Source organism: Nocardia sp. NPDC056952 (genome assembly GCF_042674185.1).
Lineage (GTDB): Bacteria > Actinomycetota > Actinomycetes > Mycobacteriales > Mycobacteriaceae > Nocardia.
Genome location: NZ_JBHURA010000021.1, coordinates 1 through 20,514 on the forward strand (window position 1 = coordinate 1; position 20,514 = coordinate 20,514).

A 20,514-nucleotide genomic window follows, 5' to 3' on the forward strand; every position below is an offset into this window, starting at 1 on the left:
GGCGTTGCGGCGTTGCGCTAGGGGCTCCCGGGGGGGGGGGGGGCCCGGGGGGGGGGGGCGCGGGCCCCCCCCGCGGCGCGGGGAACAGACCTCGCACTTTCACGCATTTGCGACATCAGCGAAGTTCGTCAAGACCACGCGATTTAGGTGTTCCCTGAATAGTTGCTGCGCTACGGTTTTCCGCATGGACGACATCGAGTTGGATTTGCCGAGCGTCGCTACTTCCCACAACGCCGGACGAATTCTGGAAATCGGCGCGGTCGGTCTGCGCAACCCCCTGCCCGTCGACGGAGAACAGACCCACGCCTATGTGTGCTGCGTCGACGGCACCACCCTGCAGCTCCCGGATTCGCTGCAGAACTGGGCCATGCAAACCCTCGCCGCGAACTTCGACCTACGCGCGACCGGCCTACCCTCACTGTTCCCCTGCCGCTTCGAATTCGGCATCCGCGACGGCGCGGCCTACGCCGTACCGGTCACCCAGCGGTCGCTGCGCGAGAAGGCGAACGCGTGACGACCTGAGCAACGCCTATCGTCACACCATGGACCAGGGACTCACCTACACCCCAGCCGGCGCGACCAGCCCCGCCGACGATCTGTGGACCGGCGAATTTCCCGGCTTCCGCCGGTTCGACACCACCGTGGTGATCGGGCACGGTGAGCCTCGATGGACGGCCGCGTCCGAATCCGTGCTGCGGTGGGGTATCAAGCGCCGCAGCGGTTTCAGAGTTGCCCCCGATGCCGCGGTGTCGACGGACGCGGAGTACCGGATCAGCGCGGGATGCGGACCTGTCTCCGTCCACGAACCGGTTCGCGTAGTCGCCGTGATCGACACCGAGAACCGGTGCGGCTTCGCCTACGGCACCCTGCCCGGTCATCCGGTCAGCGGCGAGGAAGCCTTCGTCGTGCACCGGGATTCGACCGGCACCGTCTCGCTGACTCTGCGTTCCCTGACGAGACCGGCACCGGCCGGACCATGGCGCTCCCTCTTCCCGGCACTTCTCGTCGCACAGCGCCTCTACCGTCGGCGATACCTGCGCGCGCTGGTGGACTAGGCGATCGGCGGCAGGTGAACGACCTGGCCCGCGTAGGCCAGACCGGCGCCGAAGCCGAGTAGCAGCGCGGTGTCGCCGGCATCGGCGGCGCCGGAGCGCAGGAGCTGTTCCATGGCCATCGGGATGGAGGCGGCGCTGGTGTTGCCGGTTTCGATGATGTCGCGCGCGACGGCGACGGTGTCGGGCAGGCCGAGGGTGCGGACCAGCGCGTCGGTGATGCGGATATTGGCCTGGTGCGGAACGAACGCGTCGAGGTCGTCGGCCGTGAGACCCGCGTGGTCGAGCGCGTCACGACAGGCCTTCTCCAAGAACGTGACGGCCCAGCGGAAGACCTCGGTGCCGTTCATCCGGATGTAGGGACGTTGCGAAGTGCCGCCGCTGGCCTCTGCCGCGGCCACTTCGGCGAAGTACTCCAGGAAGTCCTTGTCCTGCTTGATCGCCGAGGTGCGCGCACCATCCGACCCCCACGCGACCGGGCCGATGCCCTCCTGCTCGGCCGGCCCGACGACGACCGCACCGGCACCGTCGGCGAAGATGAACGCGCACCCGCGATCGGTGGTGTCGAGCAGATCCGACAAGCGCTCCACGCCGATCACCAGCACCTGCCGCGCCTGACCCGAGCGCACCAGATTCGCCGCATCGGCCAACGCGTAGCAGAAGCCCGCGCAGCCCGCGGAGATATCGAACGCGGCGGTGTCGTGCATACCGAGTTCGGTCGCCACCACCGCGCCCGCCGACGGACCGAGCACCATCTGCGACGACGTCGCCAGCACCACCGCGTCGATCTGCTCGGCGCTCACCCCGGACGCCGTCAGCGCGTCCCGAGCAGCCGCGACACTCATCGAGACGATCGTCTCGTCGGGCTCGGCCCAGTGCCGGGCGGCGATCCCGGAACGTGTCTTGATCCACTCGTCCGAGGACTCGATCGCGTCGACGATCTCGGAGTTGGGCACAACACGGCGCGGGCGGTACACGCCGAGGCCGAGAATTCCCGCGTGGGTGACCGGAACCGCGGTGGCAATGGGGGTGGGCATGACATCCTCTCCATATGAACCGATCGGTTCACGTAGGAATAGGTCTAACATGAACCGATCGGTTCAATCAAGGGGTAGGAGAAGATCGGATGGCCGCCGGACCACGCGCCCGACTCATCGAGCACACGATCAGCACCGTCCAGGAACACGGCGTGCACGCGTCCTCCCTCAGCGAACTACTCGAGCGCAGCAGAACCTCACGCAACTCGCTGTACCAGCACTTCCCTTCCGGGAAGGGCGAATTGGTGCAGACAGCGGCACGGATCGTGGCGCGCCTGGTGTACTCGCATGTGAGCGCCATGGCGGACGCCCTGCAGACCGCGCCGTCGACCCAGCAGTGGCTCACCGATCTGCTCGCCTTCTGGCGCGCCCCGCTGGAGAAGTCCGACTACACCGCGGGCTCGTTCATGATGGCGGCCGCTCTCGACGAACTCGACCCCGCCGTCCAGTCCATCGCGGGCCAGGCGTTCGCCGAATGGACCGCCCGGCTCGCCGACGGGATCGTCGCCACCGGGATCGAGCGGTCGACCGCGGTGTCGCTGGCCGGGTTCCTGCTCACCACCATCGAGGGCACGATCGTGCACAGCCGCGCGCTCAAGTCGGCGCATCCGTTCGACCAGGCGGTCACTCAGCTGACGATCCTGTTCAAAGTGCACCTGACCGAGCGGTGAGCCGTCTCACGAGATGCTGTGTGCCGCATCGAGTTCGGCGCGCAGCGTGGCGATGATCCGGCGGCGGGCGGCCGCCCCTTCGGGACTGGGCGTCAGCGGGTAGACGTGCACGAGTCCGGGTTCTTCCTGATAGTCGAGGTCGACGCCCGCCGCGCGTGCCTTCGCCGCCAGCAGGCGGGCGTCGGGGTTCAGGATGTCGTCGGTGCCGGTGAACACGGTGATCGGGCCCAGCCCGCCGAAGTCGCCGAACAGGGGGCTGACCAGGGGGTCCTTCATCGAGAGTTCGCCGCTCCACATCCGGCCGAACACCAGCCCACCGTCGCGACCCAGCCACGGGTCACGCAGCAGAACCGCGTCGATCTCGGGATTCTCGAGAGTGAGGTCGAGCGCGGGCGAGATCAGCAGCGTGCGGGGCACGATATGGCCCGCGTCGCGCAGGTGCAGCGCGGTGGACAGCGCGATCTGACCGCCCGCGGAGTCGCCGGCGAGGAAGGTCGGACCGTAGCGCTCGGCGGCCGCGGTGACCAGTTCGGCGAAGCGGGGAATCACCTCCGCCGCGGTGCCGAACGGAATCAGCGGATAGATCGGGACCGTCACGACGAGATGCGTCTGGGCGGCGATCCTGGCCGCGAGTTGCCAATGTTGCGAAGCGATCTCGCCCACCCACCCGCCACCGTGCGCGTACACGAGGCCGCCGCGAGAGATCCCGTCCGACGGAGTCAGCGTGTAGATCGGCCAGCCGCGGTCGTGCTCCACCGAGACCTCGACACCACGGAGTTTGCGTGGCGGACCGTAGGCGAGGGGCCGCAGACCGCGCTCGCGCACGTGCGCAGCGGCCAGCTCGGCATCGACGTAATTCCGGTTGCGCCGGGTGACCCGCAGGAATCCCGGAATCACGAACCGACTCATCACACCGGGCACCGCGACCTCCACTCGACGACGAGACCGGTGCGGTCCAAGCGCTCGGGCCGAGCGTCACCGGTGCCAGCCAAGCTACTCCGTGCCGGCCTCAGCCGAGGGGCTGCTCGGTGACATCGGTGCGCAAGCTGGTGCCGTTGAGGTCCAGATAGAGCACGCCCTCGGTGACCGAGAGGGTGGCGGTATTGCGACGGTCCACCAGCCCCGCGGCCTCATCGATGAACGCCCGATCGAAACTGACCAGCGGAATCTGCGCCGCGTTGTGAATCTTCTTGCCCGCGTACTGCGCGAGCACCTTCGCCGGGTCGCGGTGGGTATAGACCACAGCCCGACCAGCGAGTTTGCTCCCGCGGTGAATACGGTCCGCGTCGGGCGCGCCGACCTCGATCCACGCGGTCGTCCGGCCGGTCATGTCCCGAACCTGTACCGCGGGCTCATCGGTGGCCGAGATCCCGCCGTCGCTGAACACGATCCCCTCCTCGTACTGCAAGCAGTAGGCGAGGATCCGGGTGATCATGTACTCGGCTGTCTCCGACGGGTGCCGGGCAACCCGCAACTCGAGATCCTCGTACACCCCCCGATCCACATCGGCGAGCTGAACGGCGAAGTTGTGCAGTGTTGCGCTGAGTGCCATAGGAGCTCCGACCCTACCGGGCCGCGACGTCGCCTAGTCGCGAGCACCCGGTTGCACTGACCGGTCCGGACCGCCAGCATCTCTACATGAGAATCACTCACGTTTCGGCTCTGGCCGCCGTTTTCCTCGCACTCGGCACGGCAACCGTTGCGGCAGAACCGAATGCGGCCGACTCGCCCCGCCAGGCCATCGCCCGCGCCTACCTCGACGCCCTGGTCTCCCACGACGCGAGCGCGGTCCCCTTCGCCCCCGACGCCACCCGCGTCGAGGCCGGCCTCCAAACCGGCTACTCGGGCCCGCAACTGAGCGCCGACTTGGAGAACGGCCTCCAGTACCGCGTGATCCAAGGCATTCGCGACCTCACCATGTCCGAGTCCGGCGACACGGTCACGACCCACTACCTCCTCGACGCCGGGGTGGCCGATATCCGCCTGACCACCGTGGAGATCACCGAGAGCTTCGTCATCCCGGTGGACGCCATCCAGACGATCGAGGCCACGATCACGCCGGTGCTGTAAGAACCTCGCGGCCGACGAGCTGTCTCGCGCTCACTGGTCCGCGTCCAGCAAGGCCCGCGGGGCTGCCTGACGCCACGAGTCGGTGACTATGGCTTCCAGTTCCTCGCGATCGTCGAGTGCCGCCAGTCGGACGCGGACCCAGGGGTTACCGGACTCGTGCGAGGCGATCCAGAATTTGCCGGGTTCGGCGAGGACCAGTTCGTCGCGGTCGAGAATCGGGCAGCGGACCGCCATCGAGGTCTCGTCCTCGGGCAGGGTGAGGAACAGCTTGCCAGCGACCTTGAAAATCGGCATGCCCCAAGCGAAGTGCTCGGCCGTCTGCGGCAATGACAGCACGAAGGCGCGGACGTCCTCCCCGGTGACATTCATGCCCACATCCTGACACCACACACCGACACGATCGGATCCATCGCCGCGGACCGCTAGTCCACAGCACCGAGGGTGGCGACGGTCTTCCGGGCGCGGGAGGCGGAGATCCGGCGGCCGATCACGCCGTGGCGGGGGGCGAAGAGGTAGACGAAGGTGAAGGCGATGCCCTGGGTCACCACGACCATGCCGCCGGCGGCGGTGTCGAGGTGGTAGCTGATGTAGAGGCCGGTGACCGCGCACAGCACCGAGATGGTGGGGGCGATGACGAGCATGCGGGAGAAGCGGTCGGTCAGGAGATAGGCGGTGGCGCCGGGGATGATCAGCATGGCCACCACCAGCACCACGCCGACCGCTTGCAGCGCGACCACCGAGGTCAGGGCCAGCAGGGCCAGCAGGGCGGTGCCGAGGACGCGAGGGTTGAGGCCGATGGCGTGGGCGTGGGTGGCGTCGAAGGCGTAGAGGGTGAAGTCACGGCGTTTGAGGACCAGGGCGACCAGGACGATGGCGGCCAGGATCATGATCTGGATCATCTCGCCGCGGCTCACGCCGAGCAGGTTGCCGAAGACGATGTGGTTCAGGTCGGTCTGGCTCGGCGTCACCGACACCAGCACCAAACCGAACGCGAACAGGGTGGTGAACACGATGCCGATGGCGGCGTCTTCCTTCACCCGGCTCGTATCGCGGACCACGCCGATCAACGCCACCGCGAGGAACCCGAAGATCACCGCGCCGACAGCGAACGGCCAGCCGACGATGTAGGCCAGCACCACACCGGGCAGCACGGCGTGCGACACCGCGTCACCCATCAGCGACCAGCCGATCAGCACCAGCCAGCACGACAGCACCGCACAGACCACGGCGGCGGTGACCGTGGTGGCCAGCGCGCGCACCATGAATTCGTAGCGCAGCGGATCGATGAAGAATTCCTCGAGGCTCATCGGTCTCCGTCCACATCCAGGCCGAAGGCCTTGGCCAGGTTCTCCGGGCGCAACACCACATCGGGGTCGCCGTGCTCGAGCACCCGGCGGTTCAACAGCACTGCCTCGTCAGCCAATTGGGGCAACGCGTGCAGATCATGGGTGGACACCAGGATGGTGGCCCCGTCGGCGGCGAGCTCACGCAACAGCGCGGTGATGGTCGCCTCGGAGCGCTTGTCGACACCGGCGAACGGCTCGTCGAGCAGCAGGATCGTGGCCTCCTGGGCGATGCCCCGCGCCACGAACGTGCGCTTCTTCTGACCACCCGACAGCTGCCCGATCTGCCGGTCGGCCAGGTCGGTGAGCTCGACGCGGGCCAGCGCCGCGTCGACGGCGGCGCGGTCGGCCTTGCTCGCCCGGCGGGTGAACCCCATTTTCCCGTAGCGCCCGGTCATCACCACATCGCGCACCGACAGCGGAAAACTCCAGTCCACATCCTCGGACTGCGGCACGTAACCGAGACTGCCCGCCTTGCGCGCGGCGGCCGGGGGGCGGCCGTTGATCAGCACCCGGCCTCGATCGGGCGTGACCAGTCCCATCACGGTCTTGAACAGCGTCGATTTGCCCGAGCCGTTCATACCGATCAGCCCGCACACCCGGCCCGATTTCAGGGTCAGTTCGACAGTGTCGAGAGCGAGCACATCACCGTAGTGGACTGTCACGTCCTGGATTTCGACAACCGGTGCGGTCATTTCGAGACTCCGGCGAGTGCGGTCGCGATGGTCTTCGCGTCGTGGCGGATCAGGTCCAGGTAGGTCGGGACGGGTCCGTCGGCCTCGGAGAGCGAGTCGACATAGAGCACGCCGCCGAACCGTGAACCGGACGCCTCGACCACGCGTTGCATCGGCGCGTCCGACACCGTCGATTCACAGAACACGGCGGGCACGCCGCGCTGGCGAACGAAGTCGATGGTCGAGCCGATCTGCTGCGGGGTGGCCTGCTGTTCGGCGTTGACCGGCCAGATGTACTTCTCGGTCAGCCCCGCGTCGCGAGCCAGGTAGGAGAACGCGCCCTCGCAGGTGACCAGGGCGCGCTGGCCGGCGGGCAGGGTGTTCACCGCGGCGACGAGATCGTCGCGCACGGCGCCGAGCTGCGTCTTGTAGGCATCACCGTTGGCACGGTAGGCGTCGGCGTGTTCGGGGTCGAGATCGGTGAACGCGCGGACCATGTTGTCGACGTAGATCTGCGCGTTCACCGGCGACATCCAGGCGTGCGGATTGGGCTTGCCCTGGTAGGCGTCCTCGCTGATGTCCATCGGCGCCACCCCTTCGCTGACCACGGCGTGCGGCACATCGAGGTCGGCGACGAACTGGGTGAACCAGGCCTCGAGGTTCAGCCCGTTGTCCAGGATCAGATCAGCCTTGGCGGCCTTCTTGATATCGCCCGGCGTCGGCTCGTACCCATGGATCTCAGCCCCCACCTTGGTAATCGATTCGACCCGCAGATGCTCGCCTGCCACATTCCGCGCCATGTCGGCCAGGACCGTGAAGGTGGTGAGAACCACCTTCTTCCCGTCGTCATCGGAGGTGATCCCACCGCAGGCGGTCAGCGCGAACGCCATGACACTCAGAACACATGCCGCAAGTACCCGGCGGCGCGCCGGCGAACGGTAGAACCCAACCCTCATTCCGGAATTATATTGTTCGGGTACCCGAACTTTCAAGTTCTGGGCTTGAAACAGTCGCGAGGACGGCTCAGGATGCCCAGGGCGGGGTGAAGGTAGAGCCGTCGGGGAGCTCGGCCGCGAAGCCGACCCGCACAGTCACCAGCAGCCTGGCGATCTCGTCGGCCGAGTTCGCGAGGGCGATCATCGAACCGGCGGGCGCGACCGCCGCGTCACCGGGTTTCATCGGCGTGGATTCGCCGTCGATCGTCATCGTCACCTCGCCCGACAGCACAACGAACGCCTCCTCACCCAGGATGCGATGGGGCACGCCGACCGAATCTGCCCGAACCTCGGTCTGCCAGACGCACAGCTCGGCACTGCCGGTGCCGGGTCGGACGAGGGACGTGAAGCGGGCGTTGTGCACCTCGTGCACCTGCGCGTCCGCGGAACGGATCACCGGCATTCGAAACCTCCATAAGGTCAAGCAACTTGTCTATATAGTCAAGTATGTTGACTATTGTGTCAAGTGCCAGAATGACTGCCGTGCCCGCGAACGCAGACCTCCCCCTCCTGTTGCTCGCGGCAGCGGCCGAGGTAACCCAGGCGGTGCACGCCAGGGTCGCCGCGGCGGGATTCACCGACATCCGGCCGACGCACGGCTTCGCGTTCGTCCGCATGGCGCCCGACGGCGCCACGGTCGGGGAGATCGCCGACCACCTCGGCGTCAGCAAACAGGCAGCCAGCCAGCTGGTCGACGAGCTGGTCACCAAGGGCTACGCCGATCGCAATCCACACCCGCGCGATGCGCGCGCCCGCCTGATCACCCTCACCGAGCGCGGCTGGGCGTGCACGCGAGCCGCCGACGCCGCCCTCGCCGAGTTCACTCAGAACTGGTCGGACACCCTCGGCGCGACCACTCTCACCCAGGTCAGCAGGGCGCTGGGTCGTGTCGTCACCCCGGGGCGGGTCCGCCCGAGCTGGTGAACCGCCACCACCGCCGTAACCAAATCTTGCAAACCGACGATGTGCATAACGGGTACCCAACAATCCGAAGAACTGGATTTTCAAAACCTGCGCGGTGTCACGGCGAGCGGCATACTCTCGGATCGAGCGGTGACGCGCCACCGCAGCACCCGGGCCGACGGTCCGGGTAGCGCACTCGTCACGTCACCGTTCGTCTCGATCCCGGAGGGTCAATGTCAGCCCTGGTCACCGTTCCCACAATCGACACCGTCACTCGGCACAAGTACGAGCGGCTGCAGTACACCGGTTCGGCCGGCGTGGTCGCCTCGCTCGAGGACGCCCGCCTCGTGGATCGCTGGCGCGCCGCCTACCCCGACTGGGACGGCGAGCACTGGGCGTTCGACGCGGGCACCGACAGCCCGGGACGGCTGCGCCCGATCAATGTCGCGGCGCGCAACAACTGATCAACGCGGTGACGAGCGCCTGATCAGCGCGGTGCACACCACCCTGATCAGGCAGCACCCGCGGCAGCGGCCCGATCGACGATCCGCGGGAACGGGCTCGCCGCTTCCAGCTGGTAGGCCAGGTCGAGCAGCGTCCGCTCGTCACCACGGCGCGCGGCCAGCTGGACCGATCCGGGCAGGCCGCTGGGCACCAGGCCGTGCGGCAGCGAAATGCCAGGTCCCCCACCGACATTGTTGAGCGGGGTGAAGCCGACGTAGTCGGCGAGCTTGGCGAACAGCGCGTCGAACGGCTGGCCGGGCGCGAGCTCGCCGATGCGCGGCGCGGGATGCGAGAGCACCGGGGTGAGTAGCACGTCGACCTCGGCGAAATGCCGGTCGTAGGCCGCGACTCCCCCGCGCAACCGCCACGTCGACGCGGCCACCGCGAGCGGATTGCGCTTGGCCAGCCCGATCAGACCGGTGGTGAACGGGTCGAGCTTGCGCGCATCGAAGTACCCGCGGTGCCCCAGCCGGAACGACAGCGCCATCGCCGCGGCCATCACCGCCCAGTACTGCTTGAAGTCCTCGACGAAGCGCGGATCCACATCCAGCCGCATCTCGACGATCTCGTGGCCGAGGCCTTCGAGTACCTTCGCCGCCGAGGCCAGGACCGCGCCGTTGTCGGCGTGCACCGGCCGGCCGAGGACATCGGCGGCGATCAGGCCGATCCGCAACCGTCGCGCACTCGGCCCCTCGACCAGACCCACCGGGGGCAGCGCCGGATTCGCACCGAATCGTTCCACGGCGGCCAGGTAGTGCGCGGTGTCGCGGACCGAGCGGGTGACCACACCCTCGGCGACCAGATGCACCGGCAGTTTGCGGGCACCGGGCTGGTCGAGCAGGCGGTTTCGGGTGGTTTTCAGGCCGACGAGACCGTTGGCCGCGGCGGGAATGCGGATCGAGCCGCCACCGTCGTTGGCATGCGCGATCGGCACCACCCCGGCCGCCACGAGCGCCGCCGAACCGCCCGAGGAGGCGCCCGCCGAGTACTCCGGATTCCACGGATTGCGGGTCGGCGCGCGATCGGTGAATTCGGTACTCGCGGTGAGCCCGAATTCCGGCAGCGTCGATTTACCGAGCACGATCACGCCCGAGTGCAGGAACTGCGCGCCGGGACCGCTGGTGACCGTGGCCGGACGCGGCGTGAACGCGGCCGAGCCGTGGCAGCTGGGCAGCCCCGCGATGTCGGTGTTGTCCTTCACGAACGCGGGCACCCCGGCGAACACCCCCGCGGTCTCGGGCGTCGACGCCGCGCGATCGAAACACGTCATCTGCACCGCGTCCAGCCTCGGGTCGACCCGCCGCGTCCTGGCGACAGCGGCCTCGAGAACCTCCGACCGGCTCACCTCCCCCGCGCGCAACGCCGCGGCGACACCGACCGCGTCCAGCGTTCCCAGGGCATCGTCGGTGAATCCGTGCACGGCAGAGCTCATATCCGCAGCGTAATGCGAGGAGTCGGCCCTTTGCAGCGGTAACGAGATTCCGCGGGGGCCGCGATCTACTTGGCGGGAGCCACGAAAGGCTGGTTGATCGTGGCGAGGTACTGGACTACCGCGCCGACCGCCACCGGCGCGGTCACCAGAATCTGCCCGGCCACCGTACCGAGGGCACCGATCGCGAGGACACCACCGAGACAGCCCACCGCGGCGGCCGGGATGAACGGGCCGAACATCCCGACGATCGTGGCCGCGGCGACCGTTGCCCCGGCGATGCCGCCGAGCACACAACCCACCGCGGCGCCCCCGAGGCCGCCGACGAGGGTACCGATGCTGGCGCCCATCCCGATGGTGCTGGTCATCCGCGACCAGGCGGCCTGCTCCCGGTCGTATTCGGACTTCCACGGCGCCTTGTCCTCGAACGGCAGGGCGATCGGGCGGTAGACGGCCTCGGCCATCGTCAGCTCGGGGGTGAGAGTGGCCGCGCGGCCGTCGATGCGGGCCGTGATGGGGAACAGGAAGTCATCGACGGCGAACGTGAGTGGCGTCGCGGCGACCAGCGTGCCCGCGGTATCGCGTATCTCGAACACACCGTTGTTCACCGTCAGCGACCCACGGTCGATCTCGATGATCGACGCGTGGTCGGTGGCGTGCGCGGTGAAGGAGACCGGCTGGTCGACAGCGCCGGGCTGCGCCTGCGCAGTCCCCGCCGAGACAGTCAGCGCGGCGATCGACAGCGCAAGGGGCACAACGAATTTACTCGAGAACACAGGTGTTTCCTCATCGGATTCCAGTCGAGCGAAGTGCTCGACTATCGCAATCCTAACGAAAATGGTTATCATTAGCATCTTGCTCGAGGGTTGGAGGACATGTGGGACACCTGTTGATGGTGGAGAGCTGGGTCGGTTCGATGAGCACCCTGCTCCCGGCGGGAATCAAGGACAGTGGCCACGAATTCAGCTTTCTGACCCGGGATCTCGGGCATTACCTGCGGGCGGGAACACCTCTGCCGCACCCCCTGCTCGGGGCGGCCAACGTGTTCACCGCCGAGACCAACGACGAGTCGGCACTGCTGCCCCACGTGCGAAAACTGCAGGCGGCATTCGGTTTCGACGGTGTGCTCACCTCGTGCGACTACTACCTGCCGACCGTCGCCGCGATCGCCGCCGACCTCGGCTTGCCCGGGCCCGGCCGGACCGCGGTGGCCGACGCCTGCGACAAGCACCGGACCCGGCTGATCTGCCGTGCCGCCGGTGTCGCCGGTCCCGCCTTCGCGGTCGCGCGGGAGTGGGATGGGATCGTGCGCGCCGCAGCCGAACTCGGCTATCCACTGGTGGTCAAGCCGGTCGACCTCTGCGGCGGGATGTTCGTGCGCCGGGTCTGCGACGAGGCCGAGTTGCGCGTCGCGGTGGACGCCATCGCCGGATTCCCGATCAACGCCCGAGGACAGCACCGCTCACCGAGCATCCTGCTCGAAGAGTGTGTGGACGGGCCGGAATTCAGCGTGGAAACCGTCACCGTCGCCGGGCAGACGACGGTGATCGGAGTGACCGACAAACGGATCACCGGCTCCCCCGCCTTCATCGAGTCGGGCCACATGTTCCCCGCGGCCCTCGAGCCCGGCGATACCACCGCGGTGGCCGAGCTGGCAGTCGCGGCGATCACCGCCCTCGGGCTCGACGCGACCGTCGCCCACACCGAGGTCAAACTCGGCGCGCAAGGCCCCCGCCTGATCGAGGTGAACCCCCGCCCCGCCGGGAATCGCATCACCGAACTGGTGCGACGGGTCACCGGAATCGACCTCACCGCCGTGCACGCCGACGCTGTCGCGGGTGGCAAGCCCGACGTCACACCCCGGGAGACCGGTATCGCCAGCGCGGCCGTCGCATTCGCGGTTCCGACGGATACCGGCCTGCTGACCACGGTGGACGGAGCACAGAACTGGGCGGCGGACCCCAGAATCGTGGAGCGGAAACTGGCGGACCCCGGCACCGAGGTGCGTCCCGCGACCGACAACAACACCTATCTCGGTCACGTCATGGTGGTGGACGACACGCACCGCACCACCGGCGATCTCGCACAGCGGTTGATCGCCGATCTCCGTTTCGACCTCGACGGTGCGCGATGATCGAGTCCGCCGTGCGCCCCGACTCCGTCGCCGAGCTCATCACGTGGGCGCGCCGGGGCACGCTCGGACCCGAACCGGCAACCCTGCACGCGTCCACGGCGTTTCGCACCGCCTACGGCACCCGGCACGCGGGCCGCTCTCGCGGATACCGCAACGAGGTGCTGAGCCTGCGGGTCGGCGCGGCGGTGGGCTCGTGCGGTCTCGAACCCGGCACTGCCACCGACGATCTGGTCGACAGCTGTGTCGCGGCGACGATCGACGAGCTGCTCGAGCATCCCGTACCCGCGGTCCGCATCGCCGCGCTCGATGCCTATCTGATGCACGTGCGTCCGCATCCACACGCGGGCGGCGTGCGGGGCGAGCAGGTGGTGATCGAGGGGCCGACCTCGCTCACGAAGTCACGCCGCCGGGCGAGCACCGTCGTCGACCTGCTGCCCGCCGGGGTGTCGCGGGTGCTGGTGGTGGGCGTTGTCGGTTCGCTGCTCGCCGAATTGCGGGCGCGTGCCATCTCGTATCTACCGTGCGACCTCGCCGGTGGCGTCACCGAATGGGGTGAGCCGGTCTTCGAATCGGTCGCCGACGCTCCGTCGGACTACGACGCGCTGCTGGTCACCGGAATGTCGCTGGGCAACGAGACATTCGACGAATTCCGGGCCGTGGCGAACCGGCGCGGCCTGCCGCTGGTCCTGTTCGCCCAGACCGGCAGCGCGGTGCTGCCCTGGTTCCTCGGCGCGGGCGTGCACGCGGTCTCGGCCGAGCCCTACCCGTTCTTCTCCCTCGACGGCGGGCCGAGCGCCGTCGTCACCTATCGAGAGCTGTCATGACGTCCCCACAACCCGCGCTTCTGCAATTGATCGGCGGCACGCCCGCCGTGCCCATTCCGTCCGGAAACAGCTGGTACACAGCGAAGCTCGAGGCAGCGAGCGTGGCGGGCATGAAAGCCCGTGCGGCAGTGTCGATGTTGCGCGCCGCTGCGGCGAGAGGCGAGCTCGCGCCGGGCGCGACGATCATCGAATCCACCAGCGGCACTCTGGGACTCGGCCTGGCGCTGGCCTGCAAGGCACTGGGCCATCCGGTGCTGCTGGTGGTCGACGACGAGCTGGAACCCGATCTCCGCGCGTTGTTCTCGGCGTTTCAGATCCCGCTCGACGTGGTCACCGCACCGCACCCCACCGGTGGCTGGCAGCAGGCCCGGCTGGATCGGCTGGCCGCGTTGCTCGCCGCCACACCGGGCGCGTACTGGCCCGACCAGTACGACAACCCCGACAACGCGGGCGGCTATCAGGCGATGGGCGAGGAAATCCTCGCCCAGGTCGACGGCGTCGATGTGCTGGTCGCCTCGATCGGTTCCGGCGGGCACTGCGCCGGGCTCGCCCGGGTCCTGCGCACACGGTGGCCCCGGCTGCGGGTGATCGGGGTCGACGCCGTCGGCTCCCGGATCTTCGGCCAACCAGATCGCCGCCGGCTCATGCGCGGTCTAGGCAGCAGCATCCTGCCCCGCAATGTCGCCTACGCCGACTTCGACGAGGTGCACTGGGTCGACGCCGCCGAGGCGGTCGCGTCGTGTCGCCGGGTCGCGGCGGCCACCGGCATCGCGGGCGGCTGGAGCACCGGCGCCGCCGCCCTGGTCGCGGGCTGGTTCGCCGAGCGCGAACCCGGCGCCCGCGTGCTGACCGTGTTCCCCGACGGGCCACACCGCTACCTGGGCACCATCTACAACGACGACTGGTGCCGGACCAACGGCCTTTTCCGCGCGCCCGCCCTCGAACCCACCACGATCGCCACCCCGGACAGCGCCGAGGTGCTCGGCTGGGGCCGATGTTCGATCGTCCGCGACCCTGCCGCCGAGGTGAGCGCGTGAGCACCGCAACGGCTTTCCGGCCCGGAACCGGCAGATGAACGGCATCGACACCTTCCGCGCGCTACCGGGGGCCGTACGGCTACTGCTCGTGAATCATCTTGTGGGCCATATCGGTTTCTATCTCCTCGTACCGTTTCTGGCCGACTACCTCCTCGACGACCTCGCGCTGTCGGCGGCCGTGGTCGGAATCGTGCTCGGGGTGCGCAATCTCAGCCAGCAGGGTCTGTTCCTCGTCGGCGGCTCGGCGGCCGACCGGCTCGGCGCCCGCGGCGTGATCATGGTCGGCCTGGCGATCAGGGCACTCGGCTTCGCGCTGTTCGCCGTCGGTGGTTCGCTGCCGGTGGTGCTGGCGGCCTCGGTGCTCACCGGTTTCGCGGGGGCACTGTTCAATCCGGCGGTCCGCGCGTTCATCGCCAGGGACAGCGGTGCGCATTCGGCGCAGGCCTTCGCGCTGTTCAACGTCTTCGGCAATGCGGGCTCCGCGATCGGACCGGTACTCGGCACCGTGTTGATAGCGGCGGGATTCCGGATATCGGCCCTGGTCGCGGCCGCGATCTTCGCGGTGCTGGCCGTGGTGCAATGGCTACTGCTGCCCGCGCGACCGGTGCCCGCGCACGAGGGTGGGGTCGGTGCCGACTTCGCGACGGTGTTCACCGATCGCCGATTCTGGGCGTTCACCATCGCGCTGATGCCGATGTTCGCTTTGCAGAGCCAGATCTACTTCCTGTTCACCCTCCAAGCGCAGGACAGTGCCGGGCCCGGTCACGGTCCGGCGGCGGTGGCGGCGCTGTTCGTGGTCGAGACGATCGCCGTGGTGGCGCTCCAGGTTCGGGTCACCACGGTGCTGGCGCGCAGACCACAGCGCGGGCCCGCGATGGCGCTCGGGATGGCTGTCATGGGCACCGCGTTCCTGCTGCCTCCCGCCATCGCGGGGGTTGTGCCGGTCGAGGGAAACAGCGTGGCGGGCACAGCGATCCGGATTGCCCCGGTGGTCGCGGCCGCGGTGCTGCTCGCGATCGGCGTGACCGCGGTGCAACCCTTCGTCAACGAGGCGATCGGCCGATTCGCCGGAACTCGGCTGACCGGAACCTATTTCGGCGCGTTCTATCTGGCGTCCGGCCTCTTCACGGTCGTCGCCACCTCGATCACCGGCGCGGTCCTCGACCACACCGGCGGCCCCCTGAGCTGGCCGCCCTCGCTGCTGTGCGCCGCGGCCGGATTGCTGTCGGCCCTCGCGCTGCTGCGGCTACACCGCCGGAACCTGCTGCCCGGCCCCGCAGCGCTCCAGCCCGAACCCGCACCGGTCACCGACGACCACACCCCCAGCGAAAGGCGATGACTCCGATGACCATTGACCTCGCCACGCCGGGAATCGGTGTCGGCCGCGCCTACGGAAGCTGCGGCGAATTGCTGCAGGGCGTCACCGAACAGAATCGGCATTTCCTGGTCACGCTCCCCATTCGGCGCGGCACGGTGGCCGTCTTCGAGCCGGGCGGCGACCGCATAGACGTGGTGCCCGAGGGCAAGTCGAAGGCGGCGCGACTCGCGAGCGGGATGGTCGGCAGATCGAGTGTGCTGCGCGGCGGGCGACTCACCCTGCACAGCGAACTTCCCGAAGGCAAGGGGCTGGCCAGCTCCACCGCCGACCTCGTCGCCACCGCCCGCGCGGTCGCCGACGCCGAGGGCCGCTCGGTGCCCGTCGCGGAACTCGAAGCCGACCTGCGCGCCATCGAACCGTCCGACGGCGTCATGTACCCGGGCACCGTCGCCTATTTCCATCGCGAGGTGCGGTTACTCGCCCGCCTCGGCACCCTCCCGGCACTGACGATCGTCACCGGCGACGAGGGCGGGTCGGTCGACACCGTCGAATTCAACCGGGGCGAACCCGGTTTCAGCGCCGCCGACAAGCGCGAATTCGACAGGCTGCTCGGCGAACTCGGCCCGGCGATCACCCACGGTGACATCGCCGCGATCGGCGCGGTGTCCACCCGCAGCGCCGTACTGAGCGCCGTATCGCGTGACCGTCCGCATCTGGACGCGACCATCCGGGCAGCGCGCGCCATCGGCGCGGCCGGAGTCGTCGTCGCCCACAGCGGCACGACCACCGGAATCCTGCTCGCCGACAACGATCCACGTCTGCGCGAGCAAGTCCTCGCCGCGCACGAGATCTGCGCCGCCTTCGCCTGCTCGGTGGCGGTGCATCACTCGTGGCGACCCGGCGTACAGCGCGCTCCCACCGTCGATCACCCACACCTGACGACGATTCCCCGAACAGAGAGCTCTCCGCGATGATCACCGTCGACCAGATCCGCTTCACCTACGACGGCCGAATCACCCTCGACGACATCAGCTTCCGGGTCGAACCCGGCAGCACGCTCGGACTGATCGGCCCCAACGGTTCGGGCAAGTCCACGCTGCTGCGGCTGATGTATCGGGCGCTGCGCCCGGCCGGCGGATCCGTTGTCATCGATACGGTGCCGGTGGAGCGGCTGCGCGGGCGCGAGCTCGCGAGTCGCCTCGCCGTCGTCGCACAGGAAGCGCCGCCGGATACGCCGGTCACCGTGGCCGAGACCGTGCTGCTCGGCAGGTCGCCGTGGGTCGGTGCGTTCCAGGGGTATTCGCGCGCCGACCGGATCGCCGCCGCGGCCGCGCTCGAACACGTGGGGGCGCGGGCGCTGGCCGACCGCCGTTTCGCGACGCTCTCCGGCGGCGAACGCCAGCGCGTCCTGATCGCCAGAGCACTCGCCCAGCAGGCCGACCACCTGCTCCTCGACGAACCGACCAACCACCTCGACGTCCGCTACCAGCACGAATTGCTCACCCTGGTCCGCGATCTCACCACGACCACCACGATCGTGGTGCTGCACGAGCTGAACCTGGCCGCCCGCTACTGCGACCGCCTCGTCCTGCTCGACCAGGGGCGCGTCGCCGCCGCAGGCACTGTCGCCGAGGTCCTGACCCCGCGGATCCTCGAACCCGTCTACAAGATCCCCGTCCGCCGAACGTCGGCCTTCGGCGCTGTCCAGCTCCTCTTCGGCCCGGCTACCGAACCGCCCGCCACAACATCTCCGTCCGAGACCCGAGAGGCGGCCACGACATGACCGCGACCCTGGTGGCCGATCCGGCCATCGACGACCTCGACCACGCCCGCCACCGCGGCCGCGCACTGCTGCTGACGACCGCGCTGACCATCGCGCTCGCCTGCACGCTGGTGGTCGCGGCCGGGCTCGGGCCGGTCGCCGTCCCGCCGGGCACCGTGGCGCGGATCATCGGCCACCATGTCTTCGGTCACCCGGTATCCGTCGATTGGAGCGCCGCCCAGGACTCCATCGTCTGGCTGGTGCGGGTACCGCGCGTGCTGCTCGGCGCACTAGTGGGCGCCGCCCTGGCGATCACCGGCGCCGTCTTGCAGACCATCGTGCGCAACGTGCTCGCCGACCCCCACATCCTCGGCGTCACCTCGGGCGCGTCGACCGGCGCCGCGGTGTATCTGTTGTTCGGGGTCGCCGCGGCGACCACTGCCACCGCCCTCGCGGCGAGCGCGTTCATCGGCGCGCTGGTCGCCACCGCGCTGCTGTTCGTGATCTCGCGGATCAACGGCCGGCTCACCTCGCTGCGGCTGCTGCTCGGCGGGGTCACCATCGGCTACATCTTCTCGGCCGCGACCAGCTTCCTGATCTTCGCCTCCGACCGGCCCGAAGGCGCGCGCACCGTGCTGTTCTGGCTGCTCGGCTCGCTCGCGCCTGCCGCCTGGTCCTCGGTGGCGACCACCGTCGCCGTGGTCGCGGTGGCACTGGTCGCGGTGCTGTTGATGGCACCCCGGCTGGACGCACTGGCCGCCGGTGACGACACCGCGCGCACGCTCGGCATCGCACCGAACCGAATTCGGCTGTGGGCGTTGCTGATCGTCGCACTCGCGGTCGGCGCGGTGGTCGCCGTCGCCGGGGCGATCGGCTTCGTCGGGCTGATCGTGCCGCACGTGGCCCGGCTGTGTACCGGTGGCACACACCGGAACCTACTGGTGGTCAGTGCGCTGATCGGCGCGCTCTTCCTGGTGATCGCGGATGTGGCCGCGCGCACCGTCTTCGCACCACGCGAACTGCCGATCGGCATCGTCACCGCCGCGGTCGGCGCCCCGCTGCTACTCGTCCTGATCCGCCGCTTCCGTGCGACCGGCGAGTCCTGAATCCCGCACTCCACCCCTGTGCCCCGGTCACAACGACCGGTCGATCCCCGCCACCGATTGATGAGGACCCACACCGTGTTCACCCGTGTCATCTCCGCCCGCCGCTCCGCCGTTCCCGTACTCGCCCTACTCACCAGTGCGATCGTTACCGGTTGCGGCACAACAGCTCCCGCCACCGCACCCTCGGCAAGCGGTTTCCCGCTGACGATCTCGAGCTGCGGTCGCGACGTCACCTTTTCCTCGCCCCCACAGCGCGTCGTCACGGTCGGTTCCATCGCCGCACCGCTGATCGCCGCCGCGGGCGCCGCGGACCGCATCGTCACCCGCACCTTCGAAGCCGCTGCCTTCCCCGGCCAGTACGGCGAGGCATTGCAGGGCATCGAAATCACCGCGCCCACCGCCGAACTCGCCCGCGAGGAGATCATCAGCCGGTCCCCCGACCTGGTCGTGAGCGTCGAAGGGCTCTCGGTGACCCCCGACGACCTCGCCCAGGTGAACATCCCGCTGATCGTGACCCGCGGCTACTGCCGCGACGCGGCGGGCACCTTCGACGACGTCTTCGCCGACATCACCCTCTACGGAAAGCTCTTCGGCACCGAGAACGCGGCCGACGCCGAAGTCACCACACTGAAGCGGCGAGTACAGGCGGTGACCGAACGGCACAGTGGCACACCGACTCCCCGTCCCGCCGCCGCGCTGATCCTGTCGCGCGACGGCGCCCAGCTCAAGGCCTACGGTGCCAAGAGCACCGTCCACGAACAGCTGAAGATCCTCGGTCTCGGCAATATCTACGGCCAGATCGACAAGCGCAACTTCGAAGCCAACACCGAAACACTCATCGCCGCCGACCCCGACGTGATCATCCTGCTCACCCAGGGCGACCAGACACCCGACTCGGTGCGCGCCGCCCTGCGCCAACGTCCCGAACTGGCCGGGCTGCGCGCGATCCGCGAGAACCGGATCATCGTGGCGCCCTTCGGTTACACCGGCCCGGGGCCGGTAGCCGTCGAGGGTCTGGAAGTACTCGACCGCGAATTGGCGCAGCTGCGATGACCGCCACCACCACCGGCTACCTCGTCCGTGAGGCAGGCACCGCTGATCTCGCGGGTGCGCGCAGCGTCATGCTCGACACCTTCTACCAGGTGTTCGGCATCGGCTATCTGCCCGAATACCACCAGGATGTGATCGACCCGGACACCGCGTATCTGCGGCATCCGCGCCACCGGCTGTGGGTCGCCGAGCACGAGGGCGTCATCGTCGGTACCACCGCGATCCGGGCACAGGGGCCCGCGCATCCCCCACATCCGGCCGAGCTCACGCGCCGATACCCCGACGAGACCACCGCGCAGCTGTTCCGGGTCTATGTGCGGCCCGAGCACCATCGACGCGGACTGGCCACCCGGCTGGTCGCCGCGGCGGTCGCGCACGTACGCGCCACCCCGGCTTTCGAGCGGCTGTACCTGCACACCGACGCCCGGACACCCGGTGCGCTCGAATTCTGGCTGACCTTCGGCCACATCGTGTACGACGCCCGAGGACCACACGACGGCTTCCAGACGGTGCACCTGGAAATTCCGCTGGATCGCGGCGGTGAACAGCCGGGCTGACGGGTCGTCGCTGGCGCGGTGACGGCATACACGGCACTATCGAACGCG

General features: G+C 68.9%; 25 protein-coding genes. 15 read left to right on the forward strand and 10 right to left on the reverse strand.

All coding sequences use genetic code 11. The features are described 5' to 3' along the window. Positions 1 to 184: 184 nt before the first annotated feature. Both ACFTS5_RS33630 and ACFTS5_RS33635 read left to right on the forward strand, forming a co-directional pair. Positions 185 to 514 (forward strand): hypothetical protein, encoded by a 330-nt coding sequence (locus tag ACFTS5_RS33630; protein WP_378639262.1) that lies wholly within the window; start codon positions 185 to 187, stop codon positions 512 to 514. 28 nt (positions 515 to 542) lie between these two features. Beyond that, positions 543 to 1,055 carry a DUF1990 family protein gene (locus tag ACFTS5_RS33635; RefSeq protein WP_378639264.1) on the forward strand — a complete coding sequence of 171 codons (513 nt, stop codon included), beginning with the start codon at positions 543 to 545 and terminating at the stop codon, positions 1,053 to 1,055. Here ACFTS5_RS33635 and ACFTS5_RS33640 read toward each other — a convergent pair. Next, a complete protein-coding gene (locus ACFTS5_RS33640; RefSeq protein ID WP_378639267.1) occupies positions 1,052 to 2,089 on the reverse strand; it encodes a beta-ketoacyl-ACP synthase III in 1,038 nt (345 codons plus the stop codon). The genes ACFTS5_RS33635 and ACFTS5_RS33640 overlap by 4 nt on opposite strands. Positions 2,090 to 2,178: 89 nt before the next feature. On the opposite strand from ACFTS5_RS33640, the gene ACFTS5_RS33645 reads away from it, so the two are divergent. Next, on the forward strand, positions 2,179 to 2,760 hold the full coding sequence (locus ACFTS5_RS33645) for a TetR/AcrR family transcriptional regulator (RefSeq protein ID WP_378639270.1): 582 nt from the start codon (positions 2,179 to 2,181) through the stop codon (positions 2,758 to 2,760). 6 nt (positions 2,761 to 2,766) lie between these two features. Here the strand turns inward: ACFTS5_RS33645 and ACFTS5_RS33650 are convergent, their stop codons facing one another. After that, complete coding sequence (locus tag ACFTS5_RS33650) at positions 2,767 to 3,669, reverse strand: alpha/beta hydrolase fold domain-containing protein (protein ID WP_378639272.1); 903 nt, start codon at positions 3,667 to 3,669, stop codon at positions 2,767 to 2,769. A 100-nt stretch (positions 3,670 to 3,769) separates the two neighbouring features. Next, a complete protein-coding gene (locus ACFTS5_RS33655; RefSeq protein ID WP_378639275.1) occupies positions 3,770 to 4,312 on the reverse strand; it encodes a YaeQ family protein in 543 nt (180 codons plus the stop codon). An 86-nt stretch (positions 4,313 to 4,398) separates the two neighbouring features. Between ACFTS5_RS33655 and ACFTS5_RS33660 the strand changes: the two genes are divergently transcribed. Beyond that, entirely contained in the window at positions 4,399 to 4,830 is a 432-nt protein-coding gene (locus ACFTS5_RS33660; protein WP_378639278.1) for a hypothetical protein, read from the forward strand. A 30-nt stretch (positions 4,831 to 4,860) separates the two neighbouring features. Here the strand turns inward: ACFTS5_RS33660 and ACFTS5_RS33665 are convergent, their stop codons facing one another. The 5 genes from ACFTS5_RS33665 to ACFTS5_RS33685 form a co-directional block, all read right to left on the reverse strand. Beyond that, on the reverse strand, positions 4,861 to 5,199 hold the full coding sequence (locus ACFTS5_RS33665) for an MmcQ/YjbR family DNA-binding protein (RefSeq protein WP_378639280.1): 339 nt from the start codon (positions 5,197 to 5,199) through the stop codon (positions 4,861 to 4,863). Between the two features lie 53 nt (positions 5,200 to 5,252). Further along, positions 5,253 to 6,137 (reverse strand): metal ABC transporter permease, encoded by an 885-nt coding sequence (locus ACFTS5_RS33670; RefSeq protein WP_378639283.1) that lies wholly within the window; start codon positions 6,135 to 6,137, stop codon positions 5,253 to 5,255. Beyond that, positions 6,134 to 6,868, reverse strand: coding sequence for a metal ABC transporter ATP-binding protein (locus ACFTS5_RS33675; RefSeq protein WP_358116468.1), 735 nt, complete (start codon positions 6,866 to 6,868; stop codon positions 6,134 to 6,136). The genes ACFTS5_RS33670 and ACFTS5_RS33675 overlap by 4 nt, the downstream gene beginning before the upstream one ends. Then, positions 6,865 to 7,737, reverse strand: coding sequence for a metal ABC transporter substrate-binding protein (locus ACFTS5_RS33680; RefSeq protein WP_378639285.1), 873 nt, complete (start codon positions 7,735 to 7,737; stop codon positions 6,865 to 6,867). Before ACFTS5_RS33680 ends, ACFTS5_RS33675 begins: the two co-directional genes overlap by 4 nt. 133 nt (positions 7,738 to 7,870) lie before the next feature. Continuing rightward, complete coding sequence (locus ACFTS5_RS33685) at positions 7,871 to 8,245, reverse strand: cupin domain-containing protein (RefSeq protein WP_378639288.1); 375 nt, start codon at positions 8,243 to 8,245, stop codon at positions 7,871 to 7,873. 80 nt (positions 8,246 to 8,325) lie between these two features. On the opposite strand from ACFTS5_RS33685, the gene ACFTS5_RS33690 reads away from it, so the two are divergent. Together ACFTS5_RS33690 and ACFTS5_RS33695 are read left to right on the forward strand one after the other, a co-directional pair. Further along, a complete protein-coding gene (locus tag ACFTS5_RS33690; RefSeq protein WP_378639291.1) occupies positions 8,326 to 8,766 on the forward strand; it encodes a MarR family winged helix-turn-helix transcriptional regulator in 441 nt (146 codons plus the stop codon). Between the two features lie 212 nt (positions 8,767 to 8,978). Further along, positions 8,979 to 9,209, forward strand: coding sequence for a hypothetical protein (locus ACFTS5_RS33695; RefSeq protein WP_378639293.1), 231 nt, complete (start codon positions 8,979 to 8,981; stop codon positions 9,207 to 9,209). Positions 9,210 to 9,256: 47 nt separating this feature from the next. On the opposite strand, the gene ACFTS5_RS33700 is transcribed toward ACFTS5_RS33695, so the two are convergent. Beyond that, positions 9,257 to 10,681 carry an amidase gene (locus ACFTS5_RS33700; protein ID WP_378639296.1) on the reverse strand — a complete coding sequence of 475 codons (1,425 nt, stop codon included), beginning with the start codon at positions 10,679 to 10,681 and terminating at the stop codon, positions 9,257 to 9,259. A 65-nt stretch (positions 10,682 to 10,746) separates the two neighbouring features. Further along, positions 10,747 to 11,454, reverse strand: a complete 708-nt coding sequence (locus ACFTS5_RS33705; protein WP_378639298.1) for a hypothetical protein — start codon at positions 11,452 to 11,454, stop codon at positions 10,747 to 10,749. Between the two features lie 101 nt (positions 11,455 to 11,555). Here ACFTS5_RS33705 and ACFTS5_RS33710 point away from each other — a divergent pair, with 101 nt between their 5' ends. The 9 genes from ACFTS5_RS33710 to ACFTS5_RS33750 all read left to right on the forward strand — a co-directional run bounded on the left by ACFTS5_RS33710 (position 11,556) and on the right by ACFTS5_RS33750 (position 20,466). Then, the gene (locus ACFTS5_RS33710) at positions 11,556 to 12,812 is read left to right on the forward strand and encodes an ATP-grasp domain-containing protein (protein ID WP_378639300.1); all 1,257 of its coding nucleotides are present in this window, start codon (positions 11,556 to 11,558) and stop codon (positions 12,810 to 12,812) included. Next, positions 12,809 to 13,636: a hypothetical protein gene (locus ACFTS5_RS33715; RefSeq protein ID WP_378639302.1), complete on the forward strand. Its 828-nt coding sequence runs from the start codon at positions 12,809 to 12,811 to the stop codon at positions 13,634 to 13,636. The genes ACFTS5_RS33710 and ACFTS5_RS33715 overlap by 4 nt, the downstream gene beginning before the upstream one ends. Further along, a complete protein-coding gene (locus ACFTS5_RS33720) occupies positions 13,633 to 14,673 on the forward strand; it encodes a PLP-dependent cysteine synthase family protein (protein WP_378639304.1) in 1,041 nt (346 codons plus the stop codon). The genes ACFTS5_RS33715 and ACFTS5_RS33720 overlap by 4 nt, the downstream gene beginning before the upstream one ends. Before the next feature lie 34 nt (positions 14,674 to 14,707). Continuing rightward, positions 14,708 to 16,012 carry an MFS transporter gene (locus ACFTS5_RS33725; protein ID WP_378639307.1) on the forward strand — a complete coding sequence of 435 codons (1,305 nt, stop codon included), beginning with the start codon at positions 14,708 to 14,710 and terminating at the stop codon, positions 16,010 to 16,012. A 5-nt stretch (positions 16,013 to 16,017) separates the two neighbouring features. Then, on the forward strand, positions 16,018 to 16,965 hold the full coding sequence (locus ACFTS5_RS33730) for a hypothetical protein (protein WP_378639309.1): 948 nt from the start codon (positions 16,018 to 16,020) through the stop codon (positions 16,963 to 16,965). Then, positions 16,962 to 17,774 carry an ABC transporter ATP-binding protein gene (locus tag ACFTS5_RS33735; RefSeq protein WP_378639312.1) on the forward strand — a complete coding sequence of 271 codons (813 nt, stop codon included), beginning with the start codon at positions 16,962 to 16,964 and terminating at the stop codon, positions 17,772 to 17,774. The genes ACFTS5_RS33730 and ACFTS5_RS33735 overlap by 4 nt, the downstream gene beginning before the upstream one ends. Beyond that, on the forward strand, positions 17,771 to 18,859 hold the full coding sequence (locus tag ACFTS5_RS33740) for a FecCD family ABC transporter permease (protein ID WP_378639314.1): 1,089 nt from the start codon (positions 17,771 to 17,773) through the stop codon (positions 18,857 to 18,859). Before ACFTS5_RS33735 ends, ACFTS5_RS33740 begins: the two co-directional genes overlap by 4 nt. 75 nt (positions 18,860 to 18,934) lie before the next feature. After that, positions 18,935 to 19,912 (forward strand): ABC transporter substrate-binding protein, encoded by a 978-nt coding sequence (locus tag ACFTS5_RS33745; protein ID WP_378639316.1) that lies wholly within the window; start codon positions 18,935 to 18,937, stop codon positions 19,910 to 19,912. Next, complete coding sequence (locus tag ACFTS5_RS33750) at positions 19,909 to 20,466, forward strand: GNAT family N-acetyltransferase (protein WP_378639318.1); 558 nt, start codon at positions 19,909 to 19,911, stop codon at positions 20,464 to 20,466. Before ACFTS5_RS33745 ends, ACFTS5_RS33750 begins: the two co-directional genes overlap by 4 nt. The last annotated feature ends 48 nt before the right edge of the window (positions 20,467 to 20,514 follow it).